Origin of the sequence: Mesorhizobium sp. M00.F.Ca.ET.216.01.1.1 (assembly GCF_004010325.2) — a bacterium.
Classification (GTDB): domain Bacteria; phylum Pseudomonadota; class Alphaproteobacteria; order Rhizobiales; family Rhizobiaceae; genus Mesorhizobium.
Map to the genome: position 1 here is coordinate 23,773 of NZ_SADR02000039.1, position 18,059 is coordinate 41,831.

13 protein-coding genes and 1 pseudogene are annotated in these 18,059 nt (G+C 56.8%); 12 read left to right on the forward strand and 2 right to left on the reverse strand.

The features are described from left to right. Positions 1–231: 231 nt before the first annotated feature. Positions 232–396, reverse strand: a complete 165-nt coding sequence (locus tag EN859_RS38400) for a hypothetical protein (RefSeq protein ID WP_189502376.1) — start codon at positions 394–396, stop codon at positions 232–234. 54 nt (positions 397–450) lie between these two features. Here EN859_RS38400 and EN859_RS32325 point away from each other — a divergent pair, with 54 nt between their 5' ends. The 12 genes and pseudogenes from EN859_RS32325 (at position 451) to EN859_RS32385 (ending at position 17,681) form a co-directional block, all read left to right on the forward strand. Then, positions 451–2,007 carry a serine hydrolase domain-containing protein gene (locus EN859_RS32325; RefSeq protein ID WP_189350312.1) on the forward strand — a complete coding sequence of 519 codons (1,557 nt, stop codon included), beginning with the start codon at positions 451–453 and terminating at the stop codon, positions 2,005–2,007. Positions 2,008–2,651: 644 nt separating this feature from the next. After that, positions 2,652–3,821 (forward strand): M20 aminoacylase family protein, encoded by a 1,170-nt coding sequence (locus EN859_RS32330; protein WP_126038220.1) that lies wholly within the window; start codon positions 2,652–2,654, stop codon positions 3,819–3,821. 514 nt (positions 3,822–4,335) lie between these two features. Beyond that, complete coding sequence (locus EN859_RS32335; protein ID WP_126038223.1) at positions 4,336–4,788, forward strand: Lrp/AsnC family transcriptional regulator; 453 nt, start codon at positions 4,336–4,338, stop codon at positions 4,786–4,788. A 199-nt stretch (positions 4,789–4,987) separates the two neighbouring features. Then, positions 4,988–5,947: an aminotransferase class IV gene (locus EN859_RS32340; protein WP_126038190.1), complete on the forward strand. Its 960-nt coding sequence runs from the start codon at positions 4,988–4,990 to the stop codon at positions 5,945–5,947. Between the two features lie 867 nt (positions 5,948–6,814). Then, the gene (locus EN859_RS32345; RefSeq protein WP_126043839.1) at positions 6,815–8,248 is read left to right on the forward strand and encodes an NAD-dependent succinate-semialdehyde dehydrogenase; all 1,434 of its coding nucleotides are present in this window, start codon (positions 6,815–6,817) and stop codon (positions 8,246–8,248) included. 6 nt (positions 8,249–8,254) lie between these two features. Then, entirely contained in the window at positions 8,255–9,799 is a 1,545-nt protein-coding gene (locus EN859_RS32350; RefSeq protein WP_126038225.1) for a fumarate hydratase, read from the forward strand. Between the two features lie 501 nt (positions 9,800–10,300). Further along, positions 10,301–10,798, forward strand: coding sequence for an Lrp/AsnC family transcriptional regulator (locus tag EN859_RS32355; RefSeq protein ID WP_126038228.1), 498 nt, complete (start codon positions 10,301–10,303; stop codon positions 10,796–10,798). A 1,408-nt stretch (positions 10,799–12,206) separates the two neighbouring features. After that, positions 12,207–12,704, forward strand: coding sequence for a DUF4231 domain-containing protein (locus tag EN859_RS32360; protein WP_126038231.1), 498 nt, complete (start codon positions 12,207–12,209; stop codon positions 12,702–12,704). Positions 12,705–12,919: 215 nt separating this feature from the next. Next, entirely contained in the window at positions 12,920–13,342 is a 423-nt protein-coding gene (locus EN859_RS32370; RefSeq protein ID WP_245455131.1) for a TIR domain-containing protein, read from the forward strand. A 572-nt stretch (positions 13,343–13,914) separates the two neighbouring features. After that, positions 13,915–14,060, forward strand: a pseudogene (locus EN859_RS40595) (transposase); the annotation flags it as partial. 547 nt (positions 14,061–14,607) lie between these two features. Continuing rightward, positions 14,608–16,014 carry an aminotransferase gene (locus tag EN859_RS32380; protein WP_126089941.1) on the forward strand — a complete coding sequence of 469 codons (1,407 nt, stop codon included), beginning with the start codon at positions 14,608–14,610 and terminating at the stop codon, positions 16,012–16,014. 929 nt (positions 16,015–16,943) lie between these two features. Beyond that, positions 16,944–17,681 carry a LuxR family transcriptional regulator gene (locus tag EN859_RS32385; protein WP_126043841.1) on the forward strand — a complete coding sequence of 246 codons (738 nt, stop codon included), beginning with the start codon at positions 16,944–16,946 and terminating at the stop codon, positions 17,679–17,681. On the opposite strand, the gene EN859_RS38820 is transcribed toward EN859_RS32385, so the two are convergent. Beyond that, on the reverse strand, positions 17,636–18,059 hold a 424-nt coding region (locus tag EN859_RS38820; protein WP_210237736.1), incomplete at its 5' end, for a hypothetical protein. The two genes, EN859_RS32385 and EN859_RS38820, sit on opposite strands and share 46 nt — an antisense overlap.

Below are 18,059 nucleotides of genomic sequence, written 5' to 3' on the forward strand. Positions count from 1 at the left end.
TCGATTTCGACCATCGCCGTCACGGCGATGGTCGGACTCTCCGTTTTCTGCTTCTCAGTCCGGCGCCCGGCGACCGGCAGCCATGATCGCTGGCGAGTCGGCGACGCCACAGATGACGCCTGGTATTCGCTTGAGGCGCGCCGGCGACCACTAGGTAACCAAAGGTGCGAAGCGGTTCCTTACGTCGGACATGAACGGCGCTCGATTACCGGTTTCGCCTTCGCCGATCTGTCATCCCGAAACGCGTGACCTTTCACGCAGCCGCGTTACAGCCGATTTCCCGAACTGGTCAGACAGCGACACATCCAAAAGGCTGACGAGATCACAAACCACGCCGCTTCGTGCGGTCCGTGTTTCAAAAGCCGATGCATTTTGGCCCAAAACTACCTTCTCCATGCGTCATATCTCCTGAAGGACGTCCACCAGCATCACCACCGAGGAATGACGATCATGACCAGGGCACCCACCGATTTTGACAAGCGCGTCGACGCATTGTTCAGCGAGTTCAGCGGGCCGGAAATGCCTGGCGCTGTCGTCGCGGTGACCGAGAACGGTCGCGAGATTTTCGCCAAGGCCTATGGTTTGGCGAACATCAACTACGACGTCCCGATGGGGCGCAAGACCATCATCCGCATCGGTTCGCAGAGCAAGCAGTTCGCTGTGTTGCTGATCCTGATGCTGGAGGCAGAAGGCAAGCTCACTCTGGATGACGAGGTGCAGAAGCACCTGCCCTATGTGCCCCGGCTCGAGTACCCGGTCACCCTCAGGCATCTGGCCTCCAACACCAGTGGCTACCGGGACCATTTGGATGGCATGATCGTTAGCGGTCTATCAATCTTCGCGCCGTCCGACCGCCAGACCGTCCGTGATGTGATCGCCAAGCAGGACGCGCTCAACTTCAAGCCCGGCAGCGCGATGATCTATTCGAACGCCGGCTTCTTCATGCTGTCTGACATCATAGAGCAGATCGAGGGTGCGCCCTTCAACGAGGTCCTGCACAAGCGCATCACCAGCCCGCTCGGCATGAACGACACCTCGCTCGTGTTGCGCGACGGCATGGCGATAAAGCGCCTGGCCGCCCACTATACGAAACGCGCTGACGGTTGGATCCAACTGGGCTGGGGGCTGGAATTCGGCGGCGAAGGTGGCATGGTTTCGACGCTCAACGACATGGTGGTCTGGCAGCAGAACCTGATCGACGCTAAAGTCGGAAAGACGGAAATGTATCGGCGCATGGCGACGCCTTGTGTCTTCGACAATGGCGCGAACGGCTTCTACGGGCTTGGTTTGGTGACGGACGTCTATCGCGGCCGCCGCGCGGTCGGCCACGGCGGCTCCGTTGCTGGCGGCAATTCGCAATCAATGCGCTTCATCGACGGCGGGCTCGGTATTGTTATCATTGCCAACAACGACCAAGTCGCCGCCTTCGCGGTTGCTCGCCGTATCGCCGACATCTATTTCGGCGACGCCGCACCAGCGCCGATCGAACTTGCTCCCGGCCGCTACCGGCAGGAAGGCGGCCCCGATGTGTTCGAGATCGTCGCGAAGGATGGCGTGCCGACCTTCCTCGATTCCGGTGGTGTGTGCGGGTTCGATTTCGGCCATCCAGGTGGCGCCAAGCCCGAGCGCGGGATCACCGACCTGGTTCTTAGCCCCCGGCCGGACGGCAAAGTCGACGGCATCTTCTGCGGCACACCGAGGCTCTACGCACCCTTGGGCCCGGACGCCAGGGCAGCCGCACCTCTCGCCGGTCGCTACGCCAACAAGGCGCAAGGCCTAGAGGTCGAGATCGATGGCGATGCGCAGCGTGGCATGTTCCGCCTGCGCTCCGATCTCGGCTCAATGAACGCGCCCATCATCACCGCGGCCAGCGATCTCTGGTTCCTGCTCCAGCCCGGCACCAACATGCGTCACGATCCGCACTGGAGGGCGACGCTGAGCGTCACCGCCGACGGTTTCGAGATAAACTCGGACCGCGTCAAGAAATGGCGCTTCACGCGAGCCTGAGCAACATCAAAAAGGTATCCAATGTCTTCCTGAAGAGCCTTTTCCCAAGGAATTGAGACGCTGACAGGTGAGTATCTCCGCTAGATTGCTTTCTCGGCGCGGCTTCCCGGCAGGTGCGCCTGCGTTTGCGGCAGCGACCGCTGGCAGCCAGCCCGATGTCGCCCTCGCGCAGTAGGGCGGGAAGGCTGCGCGTTACCGCTCCGAGCAACTGGCACACCTGATCTATCAGCCTCTGGCTCGCTTGAGCGTGAGGTGGCGCAGCCGGGAGAAGGCTGCGAGGCCTGCAACCAAACGCTCGCCTTGAAGTTAAAGTCCCGTCGATCATCCGCACGCCACCTCGCACCCGGCCTCCTTACTGAGCGCATTCTTCCGGGCCGCTCGACCACACTGAAGCGATCGACCCAAACGGTCATCGACCAGAAGCGGCGATCTGGCTTCCTTCGATAGGTCCCAAGTGCGTCTCGACAGCTGGCGACATTTCAAACTGCACCGCATTGTGTCATGCACATTTCAGCAGGCGGTGCAGTTTGGCGCGAAGCTCACCTCAAAAAGGGCTTCATTGTCGCAGTTCCTTTCCCACCGCAACCTGCGGAAAAGAACATTGAAGCGGGTCGGAGGAATGCGTCCGAAAAGGGCTATGCAATATGAGAAGTATTGAAAAGTTCGAAGTGTTGCAGCGCGAAGCAACCGAGTGGCGCCGCTACCTCCATGAAAATCCAGAGCTCGACTATCGGTTACACAACACAGCAAGGTTTGTGACCGAAAAACTGGCCTCGTTTGGCATCAATCACATCGAAACGGGGATTGCTGAGACCGGTATCGTCGCATTAATCCAAGGCGAAGGTGGAGACGGGCCGACCATCGGATTAAGGGCGGACATGGACGCCCTGCCAATCGTTGAGGCCTCAGACAAACCCTGGTCGTCGAAAATACCCGGCAGAATGCATGCATGCGGCCACGACGGGCACACGGCCATGCTGCTAGGTGCCGCGAAGTATCTTGCGAGTACGCGCAAATTCAAGGGCTCTGTTGCCTTAATCTTTCAGCCGGCAGAAGAGATAGAATTGCCATCGGGCGGCCTAAAGATGGTCCAGGAAGGAATCATGGATCGTTTCAACATCTCCCAGGTCTTCGGCATGCACAACAATCCGGGTATGGAGATCGGCACGTTCGGCATTTGCGATGGCCCGATTATGGGGTCGCAGGACGATTTCGATATTGTCGTAAAGGGCAAAGGCGGCCATGCGGCCTCGCCGCATCGGACTGTGGATCCCGTGGTCATTGCCGCACAGATCATCGTTGGATTGCAAAGCTTGGTCTCGCGCAAAACCGATCCTAGGGAGTCGCTCGTGATCTCCGTTACGAAGTTGAAGGCCGCAGAGGCCTATAACGTCATTCCCGATCACGTCGAAATCGCCGGAACTGTCAGGACGCTCGCATCCGACCTGCGAAACTTCGCCGAACGAGACATCTTGGCATCGGCCCAGGGGATTGCGCGCGGGTTCGGCGCGGACGTGGAGTTCAACTACCGTCGATCCGTTCCGGTTACCTTCAACCATACCGAGGAAACCAATTTGTCGATCACGGCGGCACGCAACCTCGTGGGCCCCGCCTCAGTAGACGACAAGATTGGAATCAGTATGGGGGCGGAGGACTTCGCCTATATGCTTGAGGCCCGGCCTGGCGCCATGATTTTCCTTGGCAATGGGTCATCCCCGCCCCTGCACAATCCAGCGTACGATTTTAACGACGAAGCCTTGTCCTATGGCATCCGCTACTGGGTCCGCTTAGTCGAGACAGTGTTGCCCGTTTGAGTTGGAACTCGACAGAACTGGGTGGTCGACATCTCAACGGGTTGCGCGCAACGGAGGTACTAAGAAGAAAGCCATGGCCGCTCACGACTTTGCTCCCATGACGATCATCTCTCACGCACCGTTGTCGCAAATCGAATATCAACAGCGGATCAGACGAGTGCGGCATTTAACGAGGGAAACATGCTCTCTTCGAACGAATCCGTGATCATTGACAAGCCAGGCAAAAGAACGCGGATCGTCTCATGCAACCATCCTCGAATTCTGAGGTTTGCACCAAATGGGTCAGTTGCTGAAATGCGGATCATGCAAACCCGCGCGTTCTAAAATGTTGCAAGCTTAGACCACTTCGCACCGATTTAAAACCGGAATGGGCGCGCATTCGATCATCCAGCGACCGAGGAGTGCGTGGTTTGTTTCAGTTTTCGGGAGAAATTGCAATAGACATTGCGCAAATTCGTGCGAATGTTAAAGTCCTTGAGCGATTATTGAGTCTTCGACATGGCGGCATTGCACGGTGGACGACCTAGACCGAAGGATCCTTACTGCGCTGCAGAAGAACAACCGGCTCTCCTTTGCCGAACTCGCGGAGCTTGTCGGTTCTTCGGCCGCCTCGTGCATGCGTCGAGTGAACAAGTTGCGTGTGGATGGCGTAATCGTCGCGGATATCTCGCTCGTGGATCCGAAGGCTCTTGGCAAATCGCTTGCCGTTGTGGTGACCGTAGAGCTTGATCGTGAACGTCTGGACCTTGTCGACGATTTTAAGCGCGCGATGCGGGCGGCCAAGGAGGTTAGCCAGTGCTATATGGTCACGGGCGACGCCGATTTTGTCCTGATCGTGGCTGTTGAGGACGTCGAGGCCTTTGACGTCTTCGTCAAAACGAAGCTCTATACCAATCCTAATGTCCGAAAATTTAAGAGCATGATCGCGCTTGATCGTGTCAAGTTCGAGCCGCGGGTTTTGGTGTAACCTTGGGCGGATTGCGCTGAAGCCTTCACTCCGGGCTGCCTTTTGAAACCGCCATTGCGCATCCACCATCAGATTGGGCTTTTTCGCGTGGAGAAACGTGCGATCTACGGACGCAGTGGATCCTGCGTCGGGACGGTGTGGTTGCCAGACTGCTCGACGCGGGCAAAGCAACCGTCCCGGGGGTAAGGAAGGAGAAAGAATGACGCTCGCTATGACGCAGCTCTTAGGTGCTCTTCCAACTGTGGACGAGCATCACGTCGATCGACGTCAGTATCCGCGCGGGGTTGCTTTCATGGATGGGCAATACCTGCCCATGTCCGAGGCCAAGGTCTCCGTGCTCGATTGGGGTTTCCTGCACTCGGATGCCACCTACGACACGGTGCACGTCTGGAAGGGCAGGTTCTTCCGGCTGGACTTGCATCTCGACCGCTTCTTTGGGGGCGTGGAACGGCTGCGAATGAAGCTTCCCTATGATCGCGAAAAGATAGCCTCGATCCTCAACAATTGTGTCGCTCTGTCGGGGCACCAGTCGGCGTATGTGGAGATGATCTGCACGCGCGGCACATCGCCGACATTCAGTCGCGATCCCCGCCAAGCGGAGAACCGCTTCATGGCGTTTGCTGTGCCTTTTGGCTCGGTCGCCAACAAGGAACAGCTGGAAAGAGGCTTGCACGTCGCGATCAGCGAGACCGTCCGCATTCCGCCTAAGTCGGTCGATCCAGCGATCAAGAACTATCATTGGCTCGATCTCGTGAAGGGGCTTTTTGACGCCTATGACATGGGGGCTGAGACAGCGCTGATCGTCGATACGAACGGGCACATTGCGGAGGGCCCCGGCTTCAATGTGTTCGTTGTTAAGGACGGCTCCCTGAGGACGCCTGCTTTTGGCGTGTTGCCGGGGATCACGCGCCGAACCGTGTTCGATCTTTGCGCCGAGATCGGCCTCTCTGCCACGGCTGCCGATATCAGTCGCGCCGAGATCAAAGACGCTGACGAGGTGTTCATCACCTCGACTGCCGGCGGCATTATGCCCGTGACCCGCATCGGCGACGCCTCGGTCTCTAATGGACACGTCGGACCCGTCACCAGACGGCTCATGGACCTCTACTGGCAAAAGCACGATGATCCGCAATGGACGACTGCTGTCACCTACCCGTGATTGGAAACGAGCCATGTGCGAGCAATTTGCTAAGCGGTTAGTCCAATTCAGTTGGCCCGGTGACCACAATCGAATTGGTAGGCAACCGCGAGAACAAAAAGCGTTTCGACCCGTCGCTCAAAGTGGGGTGGCCCACCTCGAGAGTTGGCCGAATTGTGGTCTGGTGGTTCGCGCAATGCCGACCAGCGATATCTTTGGACAGCGCTGTGCGCTGACGGCCGGAAGATCTTCCGGCTTCGCTGTGCTGGTCGCTACGGCTCCAAATTCGCATCGCCTAATTCTGCCGAGCGGGGCTGTATCGGAAGATTTGCACCTAGACCAATTTAGTTCGCCCGGGCGAGTCAGATGACTTTTGACTTTGAGTTAGCTCGAAGAGCGGCGCGAGAAAAACCACGCCTTTGTCCGGAATTTTCAGATCGAACGGGTATCTGGTTGCCGAATATGATCGAGCGGCTGTTTCTTGTTGTCGTCCGTCGAAGGATTGAGGGCGGCTTGGATCTAAAAGATCGAGAATCAAAGGATTAGCCCGATAGATAAAAATTCACACAAGCGGAGCAGGCGATGTCGGACGCCGCGAGCTATGACCCTTTCGAAGCCATCTGGCGAGCCGGCTGTGGCTGGCGAAACAGCCACGACGCAGGGCTGATCGGCCATGGCGTCGGACACGGGCCTGTAGCATTCATTAATTGTGCGAAGGCCATTGGTGATTCTGAACGGCCAGAACGATCTAGATTCCAGATGGACCTCGGCAATATTCCATATTTGACCCGCCGCGGCCGTAGCGATGAAACTGGCCCAAGCGAGTTCAGCAGTTTCGATATCGAAACCGCGCTCGTATGGCCAGAATTGATTCAAGTGGAGCCCTCGATGTCCGACGCCAAGAGCTATGAGCTCTTCATTAACGGCAAATGGCGAGCCGGTGGTAGCCGAGCCTCTTTGCCGGTGATCAACCCGGCGACGGAGAAGGTATTTGCCTCAGTGGCCTCGGCTACGGTTTCGGACTTGGATGAAGCTCTTGCTTCGGCAGAACGCGGCCGCAAGGCGTGGTCCTCACGATCCGCCAAAGAGCGTGGCGAGATCCTCGTCTCTGCCGCCAGCATTCTGGCAGAGAAAGCTGGCGTCGCAGCCAGGGACCTGTCGTCCGAACAGGGAAAGACGATTGCCGAGGCGGCAGGGGAATACGCGCGCGCGGTCGAAACGCTGGAATGGAATGGCCGACATGCCGATGAGTTGTCGGTCCCGATTCCGTTGGGCTCGAACAGGATGATAGTCCCGGAGCCGCTCGGTGTCGTCGCTGCCTTTACGCCGTGGAACTATCCGGCCGTTCTTATCGCCCGCAAGCTCGCCCCCGCGCTGGCGGCAGGCTGCCCGGTGATCCTCAAAGGGGCCGAAGAGACGCCAAGCGTGGCTGTCCATATCGTGGAATCTTTGCGTCAAGCAGGGATACCGGAAGGCGTGGTCAACCTGGTCTTCGGTGTTCCTGTGCATATATCGCGGCATCTGCTCAGTTCGCCAATTGTGAAAGTCTTGACGTTCACGGGGTCAACTGCTGTTGGAAAACAGCTGGCCACGCTCGCCGCGAATAATTTGCAGCGCTGCATCCTCGAACTCGGTGGACATTCCCCGGTTATTGTGTGCGAAGATGCGGACCTGGCAAAGGCGATACCGGCTATTTCGGAATACAAATTCGAGTGCGCGGGCCAGAGCTGTAATGCGCCCAGCAGGATTCTTGTCGCCCGATCCCGCTATGAGGAATTCCTGGTCCGGATGACGGAGGCGGTCCGAAAAATCAGGATCGGTCCACCGGATGACCCTGCAACGCAAATGGGGCCAATGGCAAACGCGCGGCGAATCGAGGCCATGCAACGCCTGACCAAAGATGCGGTAGAGGGCGGCGCCCGCATCGAGACCGGTGGCACCCCCCTTGACCGACCGGGGTTTTACTGGCCGCCAACCATCCTGACGGGCGTACCGAAGCAAGCGAGAGTGCTTCATGAAGAGCCGTTCGGACCGATTCTCACCGTGGCGCCTTTCGATACGATCGAAGAGGCGATCGAGGAAGCCAACGCCACCGAGTACGGGCTGGCCGCCTACTTGTTCACTGGCGTTGCCGATACGCAAGAGAAGCTTATCAATGGTCTTTCTGCGGGCGCTGTTAGTGTGAATTACCTGAAAGGGGTTTCCGCTGATGCCCCTTATGGAGGAGTCAAGCAAAGCGGCTATGGATATGAAGGCGGCGAGCAGGGGGTGCGAAGCTTCCAAATCCTTAAAATGGTGAATGGCCTCGGTTCATTTGGATAAAATCCGGTGGGAAATAGAACACGGACCATCGCGGGCAAGGACATCACAAGAAGCGTCGCCGACGCCCTTCAGTACATCTCATACTACCACCCTCCAGATTATATCCGGTCTCTTTCTCACGCATACACGCGAGAACGGAGCCCGTCGGCGAAGAACGCCATAGGTCAGATTCTGCTGAACTCCCGCATGGCGGCCTTTGGGCGGCGCCCGATCTGTCAGGACACCGGACTTGTGGTGGTCTTCGCAAAGGTCGGCATGGATGCCCGCATCAAGTCAACCGCCAGTTTCGCTGATCTTGTGAATGAGGGCGTACGCCAAGCCTATCTCGATCCGGACAATCCCCTTCGGGCATCGATCGTTGCGGATCCGCTCGCCACACGGATCAACACCCGTGACAACACACCGGCAGTTGTCCATGTCGACCTGGTGCAAGGTAACCAGATTGAGATCACCATCGCCGCGAAAGGCGGCGGGTCGGAGAACAAGGCACGTTTTACCACCCTCAATCCCAGCGCCTCCGTTTCCGACTGGGTGGTCAATACCGTTTCGACCCTTGGCAGCGGGTGGTGTCCACCTGGACTGATCTCTGTCGGCATCGGTGGTAGCGCTGAAAAGGCGATGCTGCTGGCCAAGGAGGCCATGAATGAGCCCATCGATATGGCGGAACTGATCGCAATGGGGGCGTCAAGCGCAGAGGAGGGGCTGCGGATTGAGCTTTATGAGCGGATCAACGCGCTTGGTATCGGCGCCCAAGGCCTTGGTGGTCTAACGACAGTCGTTGACGTCAAGGTTGCGACCTATCCTACTCATGCGGCGTCCAAGCCTGTGGCGCTCATCCCGCAATGCGCCGCCAACCGGCACCTGAAGTTTACTTTGGACGGCTCTGGACCCATCACCCTCCAGCCGCCCGATTTGCGCGAATGGCCCGACATCGGAGCCGACGAATTGAACCCAGCCGGCGTCCGGCGGGTCAATTTAGATACGCTGACGAAGGAAGAGACGGCATCGTGGCGCTGCGGTGAAACGCTCCTGCTGTCTGGAAAGATACTGACGGGCCGTGACGCTGCCCACCAACGAATGATCGAGCTGCTCGTTGCCGGTAAACCGCTTCCGGTCAACCTGCGGGGAGGCGTGATTTACTACGTCGGCCCCGTCCGGGCAGTGAGGAATGAGGTTGTTGGACCCGCTGGTCCAACAACCTCCAGCCGCTTGGACGATTTTACGGACAAGGTGCTCGCCGAAACCGGCCTTTTCGCGATGGTGGGCAAAGCGGAGAGGGGACCGGCGGCCATCGCGTCGATTGTAAGACACAAAACGCCATACCTTGCTGCAGTGGGTGGCGCTGCGTACCTGATTTCAAAATCGATCAAGGCGGCGCGGATCGTTGCCTTTGAAGACCTGGGCATGGAAGCCATCTATGAATTCGAGGTGCAGGACATGCCTGTCATCATGGCTGTCGATGTTGAGGGAAACTCCATTCACAATTCCGGGCCTCTTGAATGGCGGAAGCGTATGGCGGCAGACAGCATCGCACGCAACATCGGCGTTTGAGTCTTTCCGTTGGGCGATTTCGGCCAGACTCCCGCGCCAAATTGTCGGGCAAGCCGTAAGACGAGCGGCATTTGCGGTGCCATGCGCCTCGGCGAGCCGGACGAGCAAGGCCTTCAATTCACTCCAATAGCTGAATGTGCCAGTGAATACTGCACTGAATATGCCATACACGCGATCGAGGCTCGAATGCCGTCGCGGCGTCTATCAAGTACGGCAGCGGAGTTCAGTAAATGGGTTATCTATTTTATCAGGAGGTCTCCGCCGCGGCCGGCTATCCTCTCCAGCTGCATCATTGCCCCGTTAGGCGTCGGGGCGATAGCCAAACTACTTCTGCAGCTTTTCTCAGCGGATCGCTCTCCCTCAGCTGATTTTCGTACCCCATTCTGGCACATCTCGGGCCGAGAAACAGATGCCTTCCACTACTACATTCGGTCGTTTCAATTGATGATAGAATTGATCGGCACACAACGCGATGTCGATCGCTGCTTGAGAGCATAGGTTATGAAGTCGAAACCCGATCCCGTGCAACTCGACAGTTGGGACGTCCGGATTCTCTCCGAAATTCAGGCAGACGGTCGGATTTCAAAAAGTGAGCTTGCAAAACGAGTTCATCTTTCGGCATCGGCCTGTTCGGAGCGGCTCCGAGCACTCAAGGCCGCAGGGATTATTGAGGGATTCTATGCGCGACTGAGTCCTGCCCTCATTGGCGGCATGATCTTTGTGATGGTAGAGGTCGTGCTGGATCGTCATCGTCTTGAGGACCAACGACACTTCGAAACTGCAATCCAAGAGATTCCGGAAATCCTGGACTGCTGGGCAATTGGGGGGCGCGTCGATTATCTGATGCGGGTCGCATCTCGTTCTATGGCCGCCTATCAGGATTTCATGGAGGGACTGCTGCAGGCAGGCTTAGGGATTGATCAATACTATAGCCTTGTCGTTACGAAACCAGTGAAGTCCAATTCACCGATACCCTTGTCCGCCCTGAGGCAACGGTAAAACCGAAAAGCTTAAGTTTCAACGGCGTTTGGCACGGATCCCGTAGATTCGTCGGCAAAAAGCACCCATTCCGACGAAACTCAAGGGACATTTGCGGTATACTAATTCCTGGAAAAAGGTGGCCGAGCGCTATCCGCCAGTTGATGGCGAGGAAGGACGATGCGCTTGAGCAATCTGGAACCGATCAATTCCAGGAGACGGATCGAAGCAGCCATCGGACGCACTTGGCCAGCACGGTTGCGGCGAGAAGCCAAACCGGATCGTGCCTGGTGGAGGAGGCGTCCATATCTGAGATGCGAAGTGCCGAAAAGTGCATCTACAGCTATCTCAAGGGGGGAACCTTCGCCCTGGATTGGCGATCGGGGGCGATTGAGCTTAGTCGCGGTCAGCGCATCCGTGTAGGGGGCGAAATCTACAGCGAGGAATTGGCAAGCCGACGGGTAGCGGGAGTGCAAGCTGGCCCGCTCGGCCTTGGCGAGCAAACCGGCCCTCGACGCCTGCGGATATTCGGAGATCGCTCCATCTCCTTTCTACGTCGTAAGTTCGTTGCTGTTCGAGATTAGGAGATTGTCTGTCCTGTTTGACATTGCTGGTCTCCGCAGCCTTCTGAGCGAGGAGCATCGCTGAGCCGCGGTCGCGTAGGTGGGTGACAAGGCCGGTCACGCCCGCCAGCCGAGTGGTCTTCGAGAAGGGTGGAGGTTGCGCTACCGGCTGGAGAGAATGGTGCCAGTTTTCACAAGACAAGGGGTCGCTTAATCGAATGGGCGTCTAGTTCATAGATTGCGAACAGATCATGGGGGATTTGAATAGTGCTACTGACCGAGGCAGAGCTGAAAAAAGTTGCGAATGCCAGTCGAGGACATAGAGCCGCATCGATCGTTCTAAAGGAAGAGATGGCCGCAGCTACAGCCAGATCGTCATTCGACGTTTTTCTGTCACATTCGTTCAAGGACGCAGAGATCGTTCTCGGTGTGAAGCGAATTTTTGAGGAGCTTGGGTTCACTGCTTATGTAGATTGGATCGAAGATTCACAATTGGACCGCACAAAGGTCTCCTCTGCCACTGCCGAGTTGCTGCGGACCCGTATGAGGCAGTCAAAGACGCTAATCTATGTGCATTCAAACAATTCTCCAGGATCCAGATAGATGCCTTGGGAGCTTGGCTTTTTCGATGGCTTTCGGACCGCGGTAGCAGTTCTCCCCGTGGCAAAAAATTCTTCGGAAACATTCTGTGGGCAAGAATTTTTGGGCCTATACCCGTACATCGATGGGACCGGACCTGCAATCCTGTTTATAAACAGAGGGACCGCGTCTAGCTCAAGACTAGGCTCTGTAAGCTCGACTGCAAACGTTACGTTTGCCAAATCATGGCTTAAAGAATTTGCTGGCACAAATAGAGGTGCTCTGAAGTGAAATATCCTGGACTTTATAATAGCGCCGACATGGCGTCTAACGAGCAGCAGGCGACATTTCTTAGCCTGATCCGGGCAGAGTACGTTATTCTTTTTTCGGCCTCTGTTCTCTCTTTGGATTTGTGGCCATCAAAGGCCTATTTCGGTGTGTATGCTGCGGTGTTTCTTTGCTCAATGGGAATCCTCATTTTCCGGTCGGTCACAAAGCCCGAGCAGGTCTGGTATCAAGCTAGAGCTTTGGCAGAGTCAGTAAAGACATTGACCTGGCGCTTTGCGATGCGAGCACAGCCGTTCGATGACACGCGTGCGGCCGACGCTAGAGCTGATTTTCGCAAGCTCATGGAAGGTATCCTTGATAGCAATCGAAGGGACTCCCCGCTAAAAGAGCGAAAAGAGCTATATCTGCAGACACGAATTTGCGAGCAACGTAAGTGGTACGAGAAGAAAGCGCGCTCGAACAGAGATCCGCAAAAATTTGGATGGGCCTTGGTGTGATTGCTTACGCTCTGGGGTTCTCGTTCATCGTGGTACGCATCGCTGACCCAGCGATACCAGGCTGGCCGCCAGCTCACGAGATCGGATTGACTGCCGACCTTATTACGGACGCCATCTCGGATGAGGCATTCTCCGCGGCGGTGAACGAAGCCGAACTGGCTTTCTCAAGGGAGCACACCCAGTGGGTTGCTCGTCAAAACAACTAAGAGACAACAATGGCATACAGCGATCCGATCTATGTAATATTTGACGGCGATGAAGACGCTTGGGCATACCGCTTTATGAAAGGGTGGAATGCCAGCGAGAATGTGAGTTTTGAATTCGCGAACGCTCACGATCTGGACAATATGACGAGCCGAGCACAGGACGAAGATTATGTTAAACGCAATCTTCGCAACAGAATGAATGGATCGAGCCAGGTACTTGTCCTGATCGGTGAGAAAACGAAAAACCTTTTTCGCTTCGTGCGCTGGGAAATGGAATTGGCCCTTGATCTAGGTCTGCCGATAATCGCAGCAAACCTTAACGGCTCGCGACAACTAGATGCGAGCTGTCCGCCCATCATCAGGGACAAATGTGTTGTGCCACGTGCCGTTCAAGATGAAGGCTATCAAGCACGCGCTTGCCCATTGGCCTAACGAGTTTCATCGGCTTTCAAACGCTCAGCGTGCCAATGGCGCCAGGAGCTATGGCGAAACCACGTATCGGAATCTCGGGTTATAATAACCCACCTAAAGTACTTAGCCGCAGGACATCCTCGCCATCCACTGGCGGCGACTAACCTTGCAGCGTTCACCGGCGCGTTCCGAGCTTGCCGAGCCGCTGATAATCCGTGGAGACGTCCCATTTGCTGAGTTTGGCTGAAGGGTGCAGGTCATGAGCGCAACCATTAGGAGGAGCCCTGCTCGAAGCATGAGATCGAGTGATCACGTCGGGCGAGGGGCGCTGGTTTCGAGAGGAAAAGGAGCGGCTGCTCGACGTTTGAGGCTTGAGCCAGCGTTTCAAGACTGCACGATTGGCCAGCATTGATGGAGGCAGCTTTTCAGGCGGCGCAAAGAGTTCTGTCGGTTCGCCCGCGTCCCGCGAGCCGCAGCTCGGCTCGCCCTGCGCAGCAACCACGAATTTGCGATCGCAAGAAGGGCAACACACTGACGACAGAACTTGGCGGCGCTGGTCGGCTGCGAATCAAGATGTCGATGGCGAGGCGCTCTCGCCGCGCGTCTTTGCCGGGCCGAACCTGCTGGCTGTTCCTTTGAGAAGTCTGCCGAGCACCAGCCGCTGCACCGCCAAAGCGATCGCTATGCGCGAGGGCACGACCTCAGCCTCTCAGCGCTGGCCAACCAGGTTGGGGCCTGTGCCGCGGCACGGAACCCGCCGCCTGCTGATCGAGGCGAATGTGATTTTCCCCTGATCACCTGCGTTACCACCCTGGGGAAGGGCAAGACCGATCCGGACCATCAGAATGTAAGGGATGACCGGCGTTCGGCGGAACATGGCCGGCGGCGCTCTATCGTGCCTCGCGCTGGGCTATGCCAAAGGCTCCGCGCCAGCGCCCGTCGCTCACCCGCCCAGCAGGGCACAACCCACGCCGGAAACGAACTCAAAACTGGATAGAAACTGGGGGCAACGTCACCCGCTAATCGGGCACTATGCTGGGCGCATACGTGTCGTAAGCTGTTCGTGTTTGCAGTACGCGCCCTGACGTCGCAAAATCAGTGAGATCCAATTCAACGCTCCTGCGAAGGTGGCGCCTTAGTTTTCACGGCAATTCGGGCCGATCCCGCGAATTCCGCGGCGAATAACCTGCATTCCCGAGAAACTCGAGAGACGTTTCCGGTATGCTATTTGCTAAACAGGTGGCTGGCCGAGTGCCCTCCGCCAATCTATCGCGAGGAGAGGGACGATGCGCTCGAGCAATCTGGGAACCGAGCAACTCCAGGAGAAGGATCGAAGCTTCGTCTTTCATCCGTCTACACATTTGGCCAAGCACAGTCGCGGAGAGACGCCAAACCGGATCATGGCCGGAGCGGACGGCGTCTATATCTGGGACACCGAAGGCCGACGGAGCCTCGACGGTTTCGGAGGGCTCTACTGCGTCAACATGGGATACGGGTGCACGGAGATCGCCGAGGCCATTGCCAGGCAAGCACGCGAATTGCCGTTCGCGCACGTCTATGCCAGCCAAGGTACGGAGCCGGTCGCCCTGTTGGCAGAGGCCGTGGTCGAGTATTTCGGTCAGAACATGCGAAGGGTCTATTTCGGCCTCTCCGGTTCCGATGCTAACGAAACCAACATCAAGCTGGTCTGGTACTATAATAACATTCTTGGCCGGCCCGAAAAGAAAAAGATCATCTCGCGAAATCGCGGCTATCACGGGTCTGGATTGGTCACGGGTAGCCTAACTGGCCTTCCCTTCTTTCACAATTTCTTCGACCTGCCTCTGGATTTGGTGCGCCATACAACCACGCCGCACTATTACCGCCAGGCGCGTATCGAGGAGAGCGAGGAAGCGTTCTCCCGGCGCTGTGCCGATGAGCTTGAAGCCTTGATCCTGGCCGAAGGACCGGAAACGGTTGCAGCTTTTATCGGAGAGCCGGTACTTGGGACAGGAGGTATTGTGCCGCCCCCCAAAGGGTACTGGACGTCCATTCAAGCGGTGCTCGACAAATACGATATCCTTTTAATCGCCGATGAAGTGGTCTGCGGCTTCGCGCGAACCGGCGAGAAGTTCGGTTCCCACCTGTATAACATGCGTCCGGATTTCGTGACCATCGCAAAGGGTTTGAGTTCCGCCTACCTCCCCATCTCCGGGTCAATCATTGGCGACCGTGTCTGGTCGGTTTTGGAACAAGGAACTGAGAAGCACGGCGCACTCGGCCACGGCTGGACATATTCGGGGCACACGCTTTGTGCCGCAGCCGCGCTCGCCAATATTCGACTGCTTAAAGAAAAAAATATTTTGGAGCATGTCCGCGATGTTGGACCGTATTGGCAAGACCGGATGAAGGCCGAGCTGGCGGGGCATCCCATCGTTGGTGAAGTTCGCGGAGTGGGTATCCTGTCGGCCGTAGAGATGATGCGGGACCCAAAACAAAGGATACCATTCGAACCCGACCTTCAGGTCGGGGTGCGCACTGCAGCTGCTCTGTTTGAGAATGGTGTCATCGGACGGGCCATGCCGCATGGCGACATCCTCGGTTATGCACCCCCCCTGATCATTACCCGAAAAGAGATCGACATCATTGTCGACGCGACGGTAAAGTCGGTCGATACCACCTATCGCGCGCTGAAGGCCGAGGGTGCCGTATGATTTTGCGATCGCGAAGGAGCGAGTCCGGAGGCAGGCATGTCCCTGCGCGCTACTGCGCCGAGCAGACCCAAAACTGTTGAATTCCAGATATCTGATCTTGAGCATGCTCCGGACTATTTCAGTCACGAACCGAATCAGTTCTGCCGCCGCTGTCCTGTTGCCCAACGACCAGGACCTCTGTGCGGCGCGCCCTGCGGGTGTACCTCCCCGCCGGCAGGGCGCCCTTTTTGACCCACGTAATCAGAATCATTATGGCCCGTCCGGAATCGAGGGTCTGGTAAAGGTCATCTGCACGTTCCGATGCAGATTGAGCTTAGACTCGCCCTTTACATCATTGCAGCGGGCCACGGTCGCCGGTTCCAAAGGCGGCAACGCCGAAGATATCTTCCTTCACATCACAAAGAGCAGAATAATCATTGCGGTGAATTTTATCACGTCATGTATATAAAAGGACGATACTCACACGCCATCCCGTTCACAAGGAAAAGGCATTTTAACATTGTTGAGACGATTTGCCTATCAAAGAAAAGAAAGCATCGCAACACTTCGTTCCGGATCATGGCGCCCTGGGTGGGGGATGAGCGGCTATCCGAATTGTTATGCTCGTGCCGACCCAAATTCCTGCAAAAGCTGGGTCAATGATGGCTTTTGGTCAGCGCAGGATGATTTCTCCTGATTTGGACGGTGCAGGGGCGGTCATGATTTAATGCATGGAGATTCTCTGATTGAGCTGTTGAAAGATCATGAGGCGTCTGCCAGACACCCATCGGGCGAGCCCAGCATGATTGGGATGACCGGCGAAGATCGAAAGTGTGGCAGCATTCTGGAGCCTGGTCAGCCCAGCGACGCCCGCGAAGTCAATCGCGTTTGTCGGGACATACACGACGCAGCCGGAAGGCGTGCAGAAAGAGGAAGAATCGAGCGCGACGATGACGAGGGACATGCCACTTGTTTTCGAGACATTCCTTGAAAGACTGTCACAGAGTATCGATGAGGCAGATTTCCGGGATGCCATGGCTGAGGCGGCCGGACGACTTGACCTAATCTCCTTTGCGTACCTCTCCTTGCCAGCACGGCCTTCCGGCAAACCGAGGCTAATTTCGAACTATCCACCCCGCTGGACCAGACAGTATCTCGAAAATCAGTATGAGAAACTCGATCCTGTGGTCTTGCGTGCTCGAAATGGCGGCTGCCCGTTTCACTGGGGATCGAATTTGGGAGGCGATAAAATGTCGCCGGCTCAACAGCAGCTATTCGATGAGGCGGCTCAATTCAGCATCTGCTGCGGTTTGACGATCCCAATTGTCGATCTCCGCGGCCGCATCGCTGCGGTTACTTTTGCCGCCGATGAGCCTCGTCCAGTATTTCTTCGGGTCGCTGAGCGGTACGAACAAGCTCTTCAGCTGATGGCGGCCTGCTTTCATCGTTGCGTTCGCCGCAAACTGCCGAGCGATCGAACAGTGGATGGGATTTCGCTGACATCCCGCGAATATGAGTGCCTGCGGTGGGCAGCGCGGGGTAATTCAGCCTGGGTGACCGGCCGCATCTTGGGCATCAAGCCACGCACGATCGCTTTTCATTTGGACAATGCCAAGAAGAAGCTAGGCGTGCGAACCCAAAATCAGGCTATAGCCCTTTTGGGGTCCGAAGGGTCCTCAATTCTCTGAGAAGCTTTTTGATCCGGTTGTGCTCGGTCCATTCGATCGCGCGGTTTGTATCGAGCGTTGACGGATGCCGAGATCTTCTGTTCCGCCGGCTCGGTCAGGGCGATGCAGCCGTATTCTTCCAGTCCGCGCCGGTGATCTTGTCGACCGTGAACTATCCGCAAGCCATTGATCTGGCATGTTGATTGAGGCGGATAGCGGCTTTGGAATTGCAGGATTTGCGGTTTATGAGCGCTGTTTTCCTGCAATTCGGTTTTGCGATTCCCTTGTGCTGCGGAGCGTGATTCACTCGGTTCGGCGGCGGCGAATCGAGGGGACGGCGAATGTCCAAGCCACGCGAGAAGCGCGAGACGGGAGAGCAGGATCTGTTCCGCTCCAGGT